The 15,055-nt window shown below is 61.4% G+C and carries 12 protein-coding genes; 7 read left to right on the forward strand and 5 right to left on the reverse strand.

Annotated features, from left to right (window positions below):
* Positions 1-67: 67 nt before the first annotated feature.
* Both ACFWAD_RS04970 and ACFWAD_RS04975 read right to left on the reverse strand, forming a co-directional pair.
* Complete coding sequence (locus ACFWAD_RS04970) at positions 68-1,531, reverse strand: benzaldehyde dehydrogenase (protein ID WP_378541833.1); 1,464 nt, start codon at positions 1,529-1,531, stop codon at positions 68-70.
* A gap of 91 nt (positions 1,532-1,622) precedes the next feature.
* A complete protein-coding gene (locus ACFWAD_RS04975; protein WP_230816016.1) occupies positions 1,623-2,513 on the reverse strand; it encodes a LysR family transcriptional regulator in 891 nt (296 codons plus the stop codon).
* A gap of 124 nt (positions 2,514-2,637) precedes the next feature.
* On the opposite strand from ACFWAD_RS04975, the gene ACFWAD_RS04980 reads away from it, so the two are divergent.
* From ACFWAD_RS04980 to ACFWAD_RS04990, 3 genes are all read left to right on the forward strand, one after another.
* A complete protein-coding gene (locus ACFWAD_RS04980) occupies positions 2,638-4,005 on the forward strand; it encodes an NAD(P)/FAD-dependent oxidoreductase (protein ID WP_317826081.1) in 1,368 nt (455 codons plus the stop codon).
* Positions 4,006-4,105: 100 nt separating this feature from the next.
* Positions 4,106-4,855 (forward strand): IclR family transcriptional regulator, encoded by a 750-nt coding sequence (locus ACFWAD_RS04985; protein WP_378541836.1) that lies wholly within the window; start codon positions 4,106-4,108, stop codon positions 4,853-4,855.
* 99 nt (positions 4,856-4,954) lie between these two features.
* The gene (locus ACFWAD_RS04990) at positions 4,955-6,142 is read left to right on the forward strand and encodes a 4-hydroxybenzoate 3-monooxygenase (RefSeq protein WP_378541838.1); all 1,188 of its coding nucleotides are present in this window, start codon (positions 4,955-4,957) and stop codon (positions 6,140-6,142) included.
* A 31-nt stretch (positions 6,143-6,173) separates the two neighbouring features.
* On the opposite strand, the gene ACFWAD_RS04995 is transcribed toward ACFWAD_RS04990, so the two are convergent.
* The 3 genes from ACFWAD_RS04995 to ACFWAD_RS05005 form a co-directional block, all read right to left on the reverse strand.
* On the reverse strand, positions 6,174-6,998 hold the full coding sequence (locus ACFWAD_RS04995) for an SDR family NAD(P)-dependent oxidoreductase (RefSeq protein ID WP_378541840.1): 825 nt from the start codon (positions 6,996-6,998) through the stop codon (positions 6,174-6,176).
* Between the two features lie 51 nt (positions 6,999-7,049).
* Complete coding sequence (locus ACFWAD_RS05000; RefSeq protein WP_378541842.1) at positions 7,050-8,369, reverse strand: ClC family H(+)/Cl(-) exchange transporter; 1,320 nt, start codon at positions 8,367-8,369, stop codon at positions 7,050-7,052.
* A 106-nt stretch (positions 8,370-8,475) separates the two neighbouring features.
* Complete coding sequence (locus tag ACFWAD_RS05005; protein WP_378541844.1) at positions 8,476-9,096, reverse strand: LysE/ArgO family amino acid transporter; 621 nt, start codon at positions 9,094-9,096, stop codon at positions 8,476-8,478.
* Between the two features lie 75 nt (positions 9,097-9,171).
* Here ACFWAD_RS05005 and ACFWAD_RS05010 point away from each other — a divergent pair, with 75 nt between their 5' ends.
* From ACFWAD_RS05010 to ACFWAD_RS05025, 4 genes are all read left to right on the forward strand, one after another.
* Positions 9,172-10,065 (forward strand): LysR family transcriptional regulator ArgP, encoded by an 894-nt coding sequence (locus ACFWAD_RS05010; RefSeq protein WP_378541846.1) that lies wholly within the window; start codon positions 9,172-9,174, stop codon positions 10,063-10,065.
* A gap of 132 nt (positions 10,066-10,197) precedes the next feature.
* Positions 10,198-11,670: a class I adenylate-forming enzyme family protein gene (locus ACFWAD_RS05015; protein ID WP_378541848.1), complete on the forward strand. Its 1,473-nt coding sequence runs from the start codon at positions 10,198-10,200 to the stop codon at positions 11,668-11,670.
* Positions 11,671-11,755: 85 nt separating this feature from the next.
* Positions 11,756-13,603: a DUF3556 domain-containing protein gene (locus ACFWAD_RS05020; protein WP_378541850.1), complete on the forward strand. Its 1,848-nt coding sequence runs from the start codon at positions 11,756-11,758 to the stop codon at positions 13,601-13,603.
* Positions 13,600-15,033, forward strand: a complete 1,434-nt coding sequence (locus ACFWAD_RS05025; RefSeq protein ID WP_378541852.1) for a phytoene desaturase family protein — start codon at positions 13,600-13,602, stop codon at positions 15,031-15,033. Before ACFWAD_RS05020 ends, ACFWAD_RS05025 begins: the two co-directional genes overlap by 4 nt.
* Positions 15,034-15,055 lie beyond the last annotated feature (22 nt).

Consider the following 15,055-nt stretch of genomic DNA (forward strand, 5'->3'; position numbering starts at 1 on the left):
TCAATGCTGGTCAGTGAGCCACCGGGACACGCCTGGTATTTGTCGGACCAGCTCGGTGTTTGTCGAACTAGAAGGGGTAGACCGGGAGTGTGCTCTGGGCCGTCACCCACTGCGTTTCGGTGAAGGCGTCGAGGTTTGCGCCGATACCGCCGACGCGGCCGCCGTTACCCGAAGATGCCATGCCGCCGAACGGGATGACGGCTTCGTCGCCGACCGTCTGATCGTTGATGTGTACGAGGCCGGTGGGGATCTGTTGAGCGAGTTCGAGTCCGCGCATGGCGTCGGAGGTCAGAATGCCCAGCGACAATCCGTATTCGGAATCGTTGGCTATGGCGACGGCTTGTTCGACGGTGGCAAAGGAGGTCACCGGTGCGACCGGCCCGAAGACCTCGTCGGCGAAGGCCGGGGCGGTCAGTGGGGTGTCGGCCAGCACGGTGGGCCGGTAGAAGAGATCCTCGTAGGTGCCACCGGCAGCCAGTTTTGCTCCGGCCGCGATGCTTCCGGTGACCAGGGAGTGGATGTGGTCGCGTTGTTTGGCGTCGATGATGGGGCCGAGTGCGACCTGACCGGTGAACGGGTCGCCTACCGGAAGCTTGTCGGCGCGTTCGGCAAGGAGTGCGGTGTAGTCGGCAGCGATACTTTCGTGGACCAGTTGACGACCAGTGGTCATGCAGATCTGCCCCTGGTGCATGAACGAGCCGAAAGCGCCGACAGATGCTGCCTTTTCGAGGTCGACGTCGTCCATGACGATCAGCGCGTTGTTGCCGCCGAGTTCGAGATGCGCTCGTTTGAGGTGGCGGCCTGCCAGTTCGCCGACAGCCCGTCCGGCGCGGGTCGACCCGGTGAATGCGATGACGCGAACGCTCGGATGAACCACGATTGCCTCACCGGCGTCAGCGCCGCCCGGCAACATGCTGAACACTCCCGCGGGCAAGCCGGCCTCCTCGAAGATGCGAGCGAGAACCACACCGCCACAGATCGCCGTGCGCGGGTCAGGCTTGAGGATCACTGAATTACCCAGTGCCAGTGCGGGAGCGACTGCACGGATCGACAGGATGATCGGAAAGTTGAAAGGTGCGATGACGCCGACGGTTCCGACCGGTACGCGACGAGAGAAGCTCAGGCGAGGTTGCTCCGAGCGCAGCACTTCACCTACGGGGTGCGCGGCCAGGGCTGCGGCATTGTAGCACTCCTCGGCAGCGGTATGGGTTTCCAGTCCGGCCTTGGCCGGGATGCTGCCGGCCTCCCGGATCACCCATTCGCCGATTTCGTCGGCGTACTGCTCGAGCAATTGACCGGCGCGGCGCAGAACAGCGGCGCGTTCGGTGTAGGGGCGTGCTGCCCAATCCTTCTGAGCTGCAGTAGCTTTTGTTGCAGCGGCTGCCACGTCGTCGGGTGTTGCCATGCCCACCGTCGTCAACTGCTTGCCCGTGGCCGGTTCGACGACGATGCGATCTTCGGCGTTACCGCGAACCCATTCGCCGTCGAAGATCTTCGATTCCCACACAGGTTCGCTCAACAAACTCGACATGGCCGCTCCTCGAGAAGGGATACGACTGCGCGCCGCATCACATGGTTACCCACTACGTTGCTCTGTGAGGAGGCCGATCGCCATCACACTTTCATTCAGTGAAAGAGGGGTTCATCGCGTCCTTGAGTGCTTGGATCAGATCGGCGAACTCGGTGGAGTAGGTGATGCCGCTGCGGGTCACCCCGGACACCGGAATTCGTAAGCGGCCGTGCGATTCTCGCATGAAGCTGATTCCGGCACGTGGAGATTCGCCTGCGGTGATCGAATACAGCAGGGTCCAGGCGCGAGGGTTGGTGATCACGTCCAGCGTGGCGGTGTGATCGCTGGGAATTGCGGGGCCCAGTTGTACGCGTCGATCTATTTCGCGGAACGCGTCCTCGACCACCTTGTGGATGAGGACCTGGCTTTGGCGTGGCGGCAAGAGCAGGGGATATGCGGCCAGATCGTTGAGGTCGACGCTTTGCTGACCGGCCAGGGGGTGCCGGCTCGACATGACGACCAAGAGGTCCTCGACGCCGAGGTCCAGGGGCTCGAGCCCGGGGCGGTCGACGCCGCCTCGAATCAGCGCGATGTCCGCGTCACCGGAGGCCACGGCGTCCATGCGGTGGGCAAAACTCTTGATGACGAACTCGACGTCCAGGTCGGGGTGAAGTTCGCGCACGTGTGCGATGGCGTCCAGCGTCTGAGCGGCAAAGCTCATGTTTCCGGTGATCCGGATCCGAGCTCTCGGGTCGCGTGCGACGGAGTACGCCATCGTTTCGAGGCTGAGGACTTGCTGCGCGATGGGCACCAGTCGCGATCCTGCCGGGGCCAGCCGAACAGCTCGGGTCGAGCGTTCGAAGAGCGTCGCGCCCAGTTCCTTCTCCAGTCGCGCGACCTGATGGCTGATCGCCGACTGTGAGATGAAGCAGCGCTCGGCAGCTCGACTGAAGCTCAGTTCCTCGCTCACGACGAGGAAGTACTTGAGTTGGCGGAAGTCCATGAAGACAGCTTACTTATGAGCAATCGAGATAACAGTCTTGCGAATACTCCAGCTAGCTGGACCGGACCCATGATCAGTCCATACCGTAATAGTCATACTTTCAATTTGGTTGAGGAGATTTGTTGTGGATAGAACAGCTGCGGGTCGCGCAGACATCGACGCGACCGGACACGAGCAGACTCAGGTAGTGATCGTCGGTTCGGGATTCGGAGCCCTCGCCGCGGCCAAGACCCTCGCGAAGTCCAAGACGCCGTTCGTCCTCATCTCCGCCACCACCGAGCACCTCTTCCAGCCGCTGCTCTACCAGGTGGCGACGGGTGTTCTGTCGGCCGGCGAAGTTGCTCCGCCCATCCGCACGATCCTGCAGAAGTACCCCAACGCGGACGTGCGCCTCGGACGCGTCGTCGAGGTCAACGCCGAAGAGAACACCGTCGTCTACGAAGCCTCGGGCACCCGCCATACGCTCGGATACCGCTCGCTCATCGCGGCCACCGGTGCCACGCAGGCGTACTTCGGTCATGACGAGTTCGAGAAGGTCACCTACAAGCTCAAGACCGTCGAGGACGCCGAGGTACTGCGCAAGCAGATCCTGCGCTGTTTCGAAGAAGCCCACACCACCAACGACGCGCTGGTTCGCCGCAACCTGCTCAGCTTCGTTGTCGTGGGTGCAGGCGCGACCGGCGTCGAGCTCGCCGGACAGATCAAGGAACTGGCGCGTCGCTACTTTGCGAAGGCCATCAACAACATCAGTGCCGACGAGGTCACGGTCACCATGGTCGAAGGCGCCGGCGTTGCGCTTCCGGCCTTCGGCGGCAAGCTCAGTGAGTACACGCAGGCCTCGCTCGAGAAGTCGGGTGTCGAGGTAGTCCTCAACACCATGGTCACCGCCATCGACGAGCACGGTGTCACCGTCTCTTCGGCAAAGACCAAGGAAGAGAAGCGCATCGACGCCGAGACCGTCATCTGGTCGGCCGGTGTACGCGCCAACGACTTCGCCGCAGTGCTCGGAGAGGCAACCGGTTGTGAGAGCGACCGCGCAGGTCGTCTGCTCATCAATCCGGACTTGACCGTCGGCGGATTTGCCAACGTCTTTGCCATCGGCGACATGACTTCGCTGAACGGTCTGCCGGGTCAGTCGCCCGTTGCAATGCAGGGTGGCCGTCACGCCGCGAAGACTGTGAACGGAAAGGTCAAGGCCGGAACGCCTTTCAAGTACTTCGACAAGGGCAGCATGTCGATCATCAGCCGATTCAGCGCTGTGTGTCGCGTCCGCAAGGTCGAGTTCAAGGGCACGATCGCCTGGTTCATGTGGTTGGCCGTGCACGTGATGTACCTGGTGGGCTTCCGAAACCGGTACGTCGCTGTGATGTCGTGGTTCGGATCGTTCATCGGTCACCGTCGTCCGCACTTCCATTACGCGCAGGAGCCGATGAAGATCGAGGCCGCGCCGCCGGTGACCGAACGCGAACCGGAATTGGCGCACTCCGCGTAGCTCTGCACCGCTCGAACACGTTTCGCCTGATGTCAGTCACACGGCTTTGTCAGTCACACGGCTTTGTAAGTCACACGGCTTTGTGAGTCACACTGTGTGAATGGCATCAGGCGACCGTTCGTTGATCGGCCGGGCATTTATCGTGCTCGGTGCCTTCGATGCGACGTCTCCTCGGTTGACTCAATCGGAGATCAGTCGCCGCACCGATCTACCTCTGCCCACCGTCCATCGACTGTGTGGGCAGTTGGTGGCTGCCGGCGCCCTCGAGCGTCGGAGCGACGGCAAATACCAGGTCGGAGTCCGGTTGTGGGAGATCGGCGCTCTCGCTCCCGGGGCGCACGGTCTCAGACAGGTGGCGTTGCCGTTCCTCGAGGACCTGTACGAGGTCACCCGGGAGAACGTGCAGTTGGTTGTCCGTGAGGGCACCGAGGCGCTGTACCTCGAGCGCTTGTCCTCGCGTAGCGCCGTCACAGTGGTCGGCCGCGCGGGCGGAAGGTTGCCGTTGCACGCGTCCAGCGGTGGATTGATTCTCCTGGCGCACGGCGGAACCGAGCTTCTCGACGACGTCCTCCGAGCCGGCCTCGAGGCGTTCACACCCAAAACCATTACGTCCGAGCGGATCTTGAGAGCAACTCTCGACGAGATCAGACGCACCGGATTCGTGGTGTGTCGTGAGTATCTGAATGTCGGAACTCTTGCTGTTGCCGCTCCGGTCCGCGAAGCCGGCGGCGACGTTGTCGCAGCGGTGTCGACAGTTGTTCCGGTGGAGCAGGATCCGGCTCCCTTACTGCCGGCCTTGGCCGCGGCTGCTCGCGGAATATCACGCGGGCTTGGCGGCGGGCTTCGATAGCTCAGTTTCGGTCTTTCACTGAGTGAAATTGCAGCTGTTCAGGAGAGAGGTCGTGGTTGAGGGTGGTCTCAATCGCCACTCACCTCAGGAGTTCTCTGTATGTCTTCGTTGCGCACCCAGGTCGGAATCGTCGGTGGTGGTCCCGCCGGGTTGATGCTCTCGCATCTCTTGCATCTGAAGGGGATCGATTCGATCGTCCTGGAATGCCGCACCCGTGAAGAGGTGGAAGGCACCATTCGTGCGGGTGTGCTCGAACAGAACACCGTTGATCTCATGGTCGAGACCGGACTCGGTGACCGACTGAAGCGAGAAGGCCTCGAACATCACGGAATCGAGTTGCGATTCGGTGGGCGAGGGCACCGCATCGCATTCGACGAACTGACCGACGGGCGCGCCGTCACGGTGTACCCGCAGCACGAGGTGCTCGTAGACCTGATTGCGCGACGCCTCGCCGACGGTGGGGACATTCGATTCGGAGTGACCGACGCGCGAGTGCACGATCACGAATCAAGTCGCCCGAGTATTACTTTCGTCGACTCGGACGGAAGCGACCAGAAGCTCGAGTGCGTCCTGGTGGCCGGTTGCGACGGGTCACGAACCGAAACGCGAAAGCTGATTCCCGAACCGTCGATCCGCACGGATCATTTCCGGCAGTATCCCTTCGCGTGGTTCGGCATCCTGGCAGAGGCGCCGCCGTCATCGGAAGAATTGATCTACGCCAACCACGAGCGTGGGTTTGCGCTGATCAGCACACGGACGCCCGAGGTGCAGCGTCATTATCTTCAGGTCGATCCGGACGACTCCGTGGACAACTGGTCCGACGATCGAATCTGGGACGAGCTGCACATGCGGGTCGACGGTGAGGGTGCGGAGATCAAGGACGGCAGAATCTTTCAGAAGTCGATCCTTCAGTTCCGCAGTTTCGTGTGCGAGCCGATGCAGCACGGCAACCTCTTCCTTGCTGGGGATGCGGCGCACACTGTGCCGCCGACCGGCGCGAAGGGAATGAATCTCGCGATTGCGGACGTCTACGCCTTGGCAAAGGCAATGGACAGTTTCTTCACCTCGTCCGACCGAAAGATGTTGGACGGGTATACCGAAACGGTGCTGCCGCGTGTGTGGCGGACGCAGCACTTTTCGTGGTGGATGTCGTCGATGCTTCATCGCTTGCCAGACGACAGCGGTTTCGGCCATCGTCGTCAGTTGGCTGAGTTGGACATGGTCACGCGCTCGGTGGCCGGACGAACGTTGATCGCCGAGAACTACGTCGGAACGCCCTTGATCTAGAGGGCTGCGAAAAAACTCGATCCGAGGAAGGCTATCGGCGCGCGGATGTAAGTGTCGGAATGATGCGTTGATAGCCCGAACTCGCGACACGGGTCAGCACATCGATGACCCGCGCGTCGTTCCCGACAAAAATGCGAGGGAGACCCTTTTCGGTGCCTCGCAGGATTGTTCTTGCCGCCTCAGCAGGCTCAGTTCGAGCGATGGACTTCTCGAATGAGTCGACTACTGCCGAGTGATCGAGTGTCGACGCTACCCGTGCCGACCTCGCAATCGATGTCTTGACTCCGCCGGGGTAAACGCACGACACCCGCACCTGAGGATGAGTAGCCAACATTTCCTGACGGAGCGATTCGGTGAACCCACGAACCGCGAATTTGGCTGAGTTGTATGCAGAATAGCCAGGAGCTGACATCAGGCCGAAGGCCGAAGACACGTTGACGATGTTTGCTCGATCGGATTGAACAATATCGGGCAAGAAGACCTTCGAACCGTTTATTGTGCCCCAGAAGTTTGTATTCATGACATGTTCGATGTCGGGAAAGTTGCAGTCGAGGACGTCGCCCGAATACAGGATGCCAGCGTTGTTGAAGATCGCATCCACGCGCCCGAAATGATGTGACGTCTCGTCCGCGCAATGTTGCATTGCCGTCCGATCTGCCACGTCGACAACATTCGACAGAATTAAATCAGGGCGAACGCCGGTGAGCTCGACTGTTTCGCGGAGTGCTGATTCGTCACGATCGACAAGTGACAGCAGCCCTCCCTGGGACGCAACTTGGATTGCCAGTTGGCGGCCGATACCGGCACCCGCGCCCGTCACTGCTACGACTCGTCCCCCGAAATAGCTCACAGACATACATTATCGCGCGCATAGGTGTGGCGTATGCGGCGGAAACGGCGATCAGGATCATCGCAGAGGAGGGTGTCGAGCTTCCAGCATCCGTTCTCGGAGACTGTCGTAGATGGGGGCCGACCCTGCCACGGTAGCGACGAATACCGCTGCAGCCGTAGCCGCGAGCATCGGGACCAGCGTCGACGTCACCGCTGTCATCTCGACCACGATCACGATGCCGGTGAACGGTGCGCGCACCACGGCGCCGAAAAACGCGGCCATGCCTACGGTGGCCATGGTGATCGTGAGTCCGGCGCCGACTCCGGGCACGAAGCTAGACAGTCCGGTGAAGATCGACCCCCACAGTGCGCCGAGTGCGAGTAGGGGCGCAAAAAGCCCGCCGGGAGTGCCGGCGGCGTACGACAGCGGGCCCGTGAAGAACCGAACCACCAAGTACAGCAGCAGAATCGGCAGAACGAAGGTCCTGCCACCGACGATCATCTGTGCAAGAACGTCACCGCCCCCACTTGCCAGTGGGTCGAGGAAGAGCGTCAGGCCGATGACGGCGCCGATCATTGCGCCGATGACTGTCGGTGGGATCCTGTCGAGTCGTGCAACGATATCGAGTAGTCCCAGAATCAAGCGGTTGTACGCGATACCCAGTAGCCCCGTGAGGATTCCGAAGACGACAAACAGTGGCAACAGTGCGAGTTGAGGTGTCGGGACGGTGCCGACCTCGAAATCTGGTTGATCGCCGATGACAAGTCGTGCACAGCCCACCGCGACCGAAACACCGAAAAGCGTTGGCAGAACAGTGCGTAGCCGGAACGAGTGCGTCACCTCCTCGCAGACGAACAGTGCGCCGGCGATAGGCGCGTTGAACGCAACGGCGAGTCCTGCTCCGGCCGTGGACGTTTGCAGCATGGCGACGTCCGGTTCGGTAAGGTGGGCCCGTCGTCCCGTTTCCGCTCCGATTGCCGCGCCCATGTGGACGGTGGGGCCTTCGCGGCCGAGGACCAGACCCGAGCCGATCGCCAAGAGGCCGCCGATGAATCTGGCGGGCACGAGATTGATTCCCGGCGGCTTCGCTTCACCGCGGGACACTGCCTCTACGTGCTGGATACCGCTTCCCTGAGCGAGGGGTACTCGTCTGACGATCAGAACAGCAAGGACGGTGCACAGCGCAACCAGGACGACCGGCACGAGCCACCCGACGTACGGAACGTGATGCGCCCAATTCACGATCGTCTGACGAAGTTCATCGGCCCTGATCAGACACCATCGGAACGCGCCGCCGACAAATCCGACCACGACGCCGGCGGCCGCAGCGAGTAGACACAGCAAACCCAGTCCGCGGTGGGAGTCACGCGGTTCGGAGTCGACATCCTCGGTCATCGTGATCAGCCCTACCTGATGGTCACAACTCTCGACAGGTGAATTGAGCCTTACTCACCTTGGACGGTAACCCATCCTGATACCGGAAAGTGCTTGTATCGCCGGGTCACAATTCGGTGAGCAGACTGATTCCGAGAACTGTCATCATCACGGCGATCAGAGCGTCGAGAACCCGCCAGGCGCTGGGTTTTGCAAAAAGCGGTGTCAGCAGGCGCGCGCCGTAACCGAGGGCGCTGAACCAGACTGCACTTGCGGTGACGGCGCCGATTGCAAACCACCACCGTCCGATCTCGCCGCGACCGTTGGCAATTGAACCCATCAGCACGACGGTGTCGAGATAGACATGTGGATTCAGCCAGGTGAGTGCCAATGCCATCGTGACGGCGGTAAGCCTCGACCCGTTGCCATGTTGATCCGGTGCCAATGTTTGCGGTCGAAGTGCTCGTTTGGCGGCGAAGAGTGCATAGCTGAGTAGGAAAAGGGCACCGGCGATGCGAACGGCAGTGATCAGTGACGGTGCGTGTTCGAGGAGGGCGCCGATTCCGCTGATGCCTGCAAGGATCAGAACTGCGTCTGAGACGGCGCAGACTGCGACGATCGGGAGTACGTGCGAGCGCGTCAGGCCTTGGCGAAGAACGAATGCATTCTGTGCGCCGATTGCGACGATCAGAGAGAGTCCGACTCCGAAACCGACGAGGGCCGACGCTGGGTCGGTGGTGCTGAGCATGTTGTCGAGCCTGCCCCGCAGATTGTAATCAGTCCAGCTAATGATTCTTAGGATGCATCAGAGTAGCTTCAGATCATGTTGGACTTCGAGCAACTGAGGGCATTGCACGCTGCGGTCGACGAGGGAACCTTTGACGCGGCGGCGCGGAAGTTGCACATCACGCCGTCGGCGGTCAGTCAACGGATCAAAGCTCTCGAGACCTCGGTAGGCCGGATCCTGGTGCAGCGCACCAAACCCGTCAGGGTTACCGATTCCGGGCGGGAAGTCCTGCGTCTTGCCCGTCAGATAGATGCCCTTTCGCGCGATACCGTGCGAGAACTCGGCCTTGAAAACGGTTCGGGAACATTCGGCCGCGTCTCTGTCGCGGTCAACGCCGATTCGCTGTCCACCTGGGTTCTGGGTGCTCTCGCGGAGTTCACTCACGAGGTCAGTTTCGACTTCCACCTCGACGATCAAGACCACACCACCGAACTGTTGCGCGACGGTTCGGTCATGGCCGCTGTCACGTCGGTCGCGTCGCCGATTCAAGGGTGTTCTTCGAGTCGGCTCGGCATAATGCGGTATCGGCCGATGGCGAGCGCGGAGTTCTGTCGTCGTTGGTTTGCGGATGGTGTTACGGCAGAATCTCTTTCGGCCGCGCCGTTGGTGGTGTTCAATCGGAAAGATCTCTTGCAGGATCGGTATCTCGATCAAAAAGTCGGCCATCCCGTCGATCCGCCCCGCCATCTTGTTCCTTCGTCGGCAGATTTTGCGGACGCGGTTCGGCGGGGATACGGCTGGGGGCTGATACCGGACCTGCAGCGTGGCGACGACGAGCATTCCGGGGCGCTGATCGAATTCGACCCGGACTTCGTCGACGACGTTCCGCTGTATTGGCAGCAGTGGAAACTGTCGTCGCCAGTCTTGCGCCGGATCTCCGAAGTGGTGACGCAGCGGGCTCGCGAGGTGTTGCATCAGCCCTTGATCTGACGTGCGCTGCACATGCGGCGTTGTGCTCCGGGAACAAAGAACCTGGATAAGTTGATCTCCTGGGACCGTTTCTTCGACCACGGGACACCGATAGTGTTTTGAGTCACACACGAATGAAAGGTGCTGACTCTCGTGGCGGACATCGGATATCTGGCTTGGGATCTTGCAGAGAAGTACGGGAAGAAGCCGTGCCTGCGGGACGACCACGTCGAACTCACCTATGAGGAGTTCGCAGATCGCACGGAAGCTGTTGCCGCGCAATTGGCCGGACTCGGGATCGGACTCGGTGACGTGGTGGCGATCATGCTGCCCAATCGCGTCGAGTTGCTGATCGCGATCATGGCTGCTTGGCGCATCGGTGCTGCGGCTACACCCATCAATCCGATGTTCACTGCGAACGAGGCTGACTACCAGATCGCGGACTCCGGCGCCGAGTTGGTCATCACCGCCACCGCCGACGCGCCCTCGGGTGGCCGTGCGGTGTTGGTCGTCGACGATCTTGCGACAGTGCCGCCGACGGATCCCCGGCCCGAAATCGCTGTTGCAGCAGACGATCTGGCTTTGCTCATCTACACCAGCGGTTCCACCGGACGACCCAAGGGAGTGATGCTCTCGCATGCCAACCTGCAGTTCATGGCTTCGTCGATGGGCAAGAACATCGGTGTCACCGGCGCAGATCACTGCCTGCTGATCTTGCCGCTGTTCCATGTCAACGCGATCTGCGTCAGCGTCTTGACGCCCTTGCTCGTCGGCGGGCAGGTGAGTGTCACCGGGAAGTTCTCGGTGTCGAGATTCTTCGACGACGTTGCGCGGCTTCGTCCCACGTATTTCTCGGCGGTGCCGGCAATCTACGCGATGCTGACCTCTCAGCCGGAAGACGCGTCGATCGACACGTCCTCTCTGAGGTTCGCCGTGTGTGGTGCGGCACCGATCAGCAAGGAGCTCCTCGAACGCGCTGAGCAGCGTTTCGGTTTCGTGATCGTCGAGGGGTACGGACTTACCGAGGGGACCTGTGCGTCGGCCTGCAATCCTGTCGAGGGGGTGCGCAAACTCGGCACGGTCGGACCGGCGCTGCCCGGCCAGCAGATTGCGATTCTCGCCGAGGATGGAACCTTTGCGCCCGTCGGTACCGCCGGAGAGGTAGTCATCAAGGGCGACAACGTGATGCGCGGTTACCTGGGCAAGCCGGAGGAGACCGCGAAGACCGTCAAGGACGGCTGGTTGCACACCGGTGACGTCGGAGTACTGGACGAGGACGGCTACCTGACGCTGGTGGACCGCATCAAGGACATGATCATCCGCGGGGGCGAGAACATCTACCCCAAGGAGATCGAAAACTCGCTCGCCACACATCCTTCCGTGCTGGAGGCCGCCGTCATCGGGGCTCCGCACCAGGTCTACGGAGAGGTGCCAGTTGCCTATGTCGTCGCCTACCCCGACGCGCCCGTCACCGAAGACGAACTGCTCGAACATGTCACGGCCTTGCTCACCCGAGTGAAGGTGCCAGTGGCGATCTACGTCGTCGATACGCTTCCCCGAAACCCGGTGGGCAAGATCGACAAACCTGGAATGAGACGAGCTTTGAGCGCAACTCCCGCTCACTAGTCACTTCCCAGTAGTACCAGCACAACTCGGCGACGTCCGTCGAGTCGATCCGTCATGCCCACATTCCGTATTTCAGGAGCACATCATGGGATTCAAAGAAGGAAACTTCCCTCCCGTCGATCCGGCAACGTTCATGGACAAGCCGTTTCTCGAGCGTCTGCGTGACATGTCCACGCACTGGGTGGATTACGGCTTCGGTACGCCGAAGATGGTCCACACCGTCTACATCATGAAATTGTTGTTCCTCTACCTGGCAGCTGGAACAGCCGTTGCCACTTTGACTTCCGGCCTCTCGTGGTTCGACATCGGATCGTGGTGGAACCAGCCGATCATCTACCAGAAACTCATCATCTGGACGATGATGCTCGAGATGCTGGGCCTGGCAGGATCCTGGGGCCCGCTCGCCGGCCACTTCAAGCCGATGACCGGTGGAGTTCTGTACTGGATCCGCCCCGGCACCATTCGCCTGCCACCGTGGCCGGGCAAGGTGCCGCTCACCTCGGGTGACACCCGCACGATGTTCGACGTTGTCATCTATGTCGCCGCAGTCGCCAATCTCCTTGTTGCCGCTGTTCTTCCCGGTGTTCACACCACAGGAATCGATTCGGCAATCGCTGACAATGCCGGACTGGTGCGCCCGACGGTCTTGTACTCCTTCCTGGTACTCATGGTGATTCTCGGGTTGCGGGACAAGGTGCCCTTCATCGCTGCCCGTAGTGAGCAGTATTTGCCGGCGATCTTCTTCTTCACGTTCCTGCCCTTCGTCGACATGATCCTGGCGCTCAAACTGCTGATCGTCATGGTGTGGATCGGTGCCGGTGTCTCGAAGTTCGGTCGCCACTTTTCGCTGGTGGTCCCGCCGATGCTCAGCAACACGCCGTGGATCCCGTCGAAGAAGATCAAGCGTGCGCACTACCGGAACTTCCCCGAGGATCTGCGGCCTTCGCACCTGGGCGGCGGCGTCGCTCACGTGGCCGGAACGATGGTCGAAATCGTCACCCCGTTGATCCTGCTGTTCTCGACGAACAAGACCCTCACGATCCTTGCCGTGATCCTCATGGTTGGATTCCACTTGTTCATCGCGTCGACCTTCCCGCTTGCCGTCCCACTCGAATGGAATCTTCTGTTCGCTTACGCATCGGTCTTCCTGTTCCTGGGATTCCCGGCGTGGGACGGCTACGGACTCGGCGCCATGTCCTCACCGTGGATTACCGCGGGAATTGTTGCAGCCCTTGCCTTCTTCCCGATTCTCGGAAACCTTCGACCCGATCTGGTGTCGTTCCTGCCGTCGATGCGTCAGTACGCCGGCAACTGGGCATCGGCGACGTGGGCCTTCGCGCCGGGCGCCGAAGCCAAGATCGACCAGTTCATCAAGCGTCCGTCGCCGGATACCCGCAATCAGTTGATGACGATGTACCCCGAGGACGTGTCCGACGTCGTTCTGCATCAGCTGTTGGGCTGGCGTTCCATGCACAGCCAGGGGCGTGCGCTGTTCTCTCTGATGATCAGGCACCTCGGCGACGACATCAACACGTACTCGCTGCGGGAAGCAGAGTTCATGTGCAACTCCATCGTCGCCTTCAACTTCGGTGACGGCCACCTGCACGACGCGAAACTGATCGCCGCGATTCAGCGTCGCTGCAACTTCGCGCCGGGTGAGTTCCTGGTGACCTGGATCGAATCGCAGCCCATCCACAAGGGAACGCAGGAGTATCAGGTGATCGATGCGGCTCTCGGTGTCATCGAACGGGGTACTTTCAAGGTCGCCGACGCAGTCGCCGAACAGCCGTGGTTGCCGAACGGGCCCATTCCGTTCGACGTTCAGTGGACACTGGACGTACGGGCCGACCGCGCGGCAACGGATCCGCAGGTTGTCTCCGAACCGAAGATGCGTACGAGGGTCAGCGGTAGCGAGCAAGAGGTGAGTAAGTGACAAAGGCCGTAGTCGTCGGCAGCGGGCCCAATGGGCTCGCTGCCGCGGTACACCTCGCACGTAGCGGTGTGGACGTGCAGGTACTCGAGGCCGCCGACCAGATCGGCGGAGGCACCCGCTCTGGTCCGATCGACGTGCCGGGGTTGATCCATGATCACTGCTCGGCGTTTCACCCGATGGGTATCGGCTCGCCGTACCTGTCCAAGCTGGACCTCGAGCGCTACGGGCTGATCTGGAGATGGGCAGAGGTGGACTGCGCGCATCCGCTCGACAACGGCGACGCGGGTGTTCTGTACCGCTCGCTGGAGCAGACCGCGGCGGGATTGGGTGCGGACGGGCAGCGATGGCAACGGATGTTCGGTGACTTGTCGACGGGATTCGACGCTCTGGCGTCCGATCTGATGCGCCCGATCGTCAACGTTCCGCGCCATCCGCTGCGGCTTGCGGCTTTCGGCCCGCGAGCACTGCTTCCGGCAACCGTGACCGCGAAACTGTGGAAGACGGAGAAGGGCAGAGCATTGTTCGGCGGAGTCGCCGCGCACGCGTTCTATCCGCTCAACCGTCCGGCGACGTCGGCGGTGGGGTTGATGATCACGGCTGCTGGTCACCGCTACGGGTGGCCGGTCGCCGAGGGAGGGTCGCGTTCGATCACCGACGCCATGGCAGCGATGCTCCTCGATCACGGCGGCAAGGTCGACACCGGCGTTCGGATTCGCACCGCCTCCGAGATTCCTGACGCCGATGTTGTTCTGCTGGACGTCAATCCGGGTGGTGCGCTCGAAATCCTGGGTGATCGTCTCCCCGCCCGAGTGGCGAAGGCCTATCGAAAGTTCAAACAGGCTCCTGGGGCCTTCAAGGTTGATTTCGCGATAGAAGGTCACGTGCCGTGGACCAATCCGGATTGCGCTCGGGCCGGAACAGTCCATCTGGCAGGTGGTTTCGAGGAAATCGTGGCAGCTGAGCGTGACACGAATTCAGGCCGTATGCCGGACCGACCGTTTGTGCTTCTCGGTCAGCAATACCTGGCTGATCCCACCCGCTCTGCCGGGAACATTCATCCGCTGTATGCCTATGCGCACGTGCCTCACGGTTACGCCGGCGACGCTACGGAGGCGATCATCCGTCAGATCGAGAGGTTTGCGCCAGGATTCCGGGAGCAGATTGTCGCTACGTCGAGCAGTGGTACAGCTGCCCTGGCAGAGGACAATCCGAATCAGGTAGGCGGCGACATCATCGGAGGTGCCAACACCGAACTGCAGGTTGTCTTGCGTCCGCGCGTCGCAGTCGATCCGTACAGCACGGGGATCGCGGGCACCTACCTGTGCTCGGCCTCGACCCCGCCGGGTGCCGGAGCACATGGAATGTGCGGGTACAACGCAGCCGAATCGGCTCTGAAGTACCTGCGACGAAAGGGTGCGGAAGTTCTGTGAGTAGTCCATCGCACAAGGAGCG

This window comes from Rhodococcus sp. NPDC059969 (assembly GCF_042738325.1).
Taxonomy (GTDB): Bacteria; Actinomycetota; Actinomycetes; order Mycobacteriales; family Mycobacteriaceae; genus Rhodococcus_F.

Coding starts and splice junctions, on each gene's coding strand:
- ACFWAD_RS04970 (WP_378541833.1), bottom strand. CDS start 1,531: ATGTCGAGTTTGTTGAGCGAACCTGTGTGGGAATCGAAGATCTTCGAC.
- ACFWAD_RS04975 (WP_230816016.1), bottom strand. CDS start 2,513: ATGGACTTCCGCCAACTCAAGTACTTCCTCGTCGTGAGCGAGGAACTG.
- ACFWAD_RS04985 (WP_378541836.1), top strand. CDS start 4,106: ATGGCATCAGGCGACCGTTCGTTGATCGGCCGGGCATTTATCGTGCTC.
- ACFWAD_RS04990 (WP_378541838.1), top strand. CDS start 4,955: ATGTCTTCGTTGCGCACCCAGGTCGGAATCGTCGGTGGTGGTCCCGCC.
- ACFWAD_RS04995 (WP_378541840.1), bottom strand. CDS start 6,998: ATGTCTGTGAGCTATTTCGGGGGACGAGTCGTAGCAGTGACGGGCGCG.
- ACFWAD_RS05000 (WP_378541842.1), bottom strand. CDS start 8,369: ATGACCGAGGATGTCGACTCCGAACCGCGTGACTCCCACCGCGGACTG.
- ACFWAD_RS05005 (WP_378541844.1), bottom strand. CDS start 9,096: ATGCTCAGCACCACCGACCCAGCGTCGGCCCTCGTCGGTTTCGGAGTC.
- ACFWAD_RS05010 (WP_378541846.1), top strand. CDS start 9,172: ATGTTGGACTTCGAGCAACTGAGGGCATTGCACGCTGCGGTCGACGAG.
- ACFWAD_RS05020 (WP_378541850.1), top strand. CDS start 11,756: ATGGGATTCAAAGAAGGAAACTTCCCTCCCGTCGATCCGGCAACGTTC.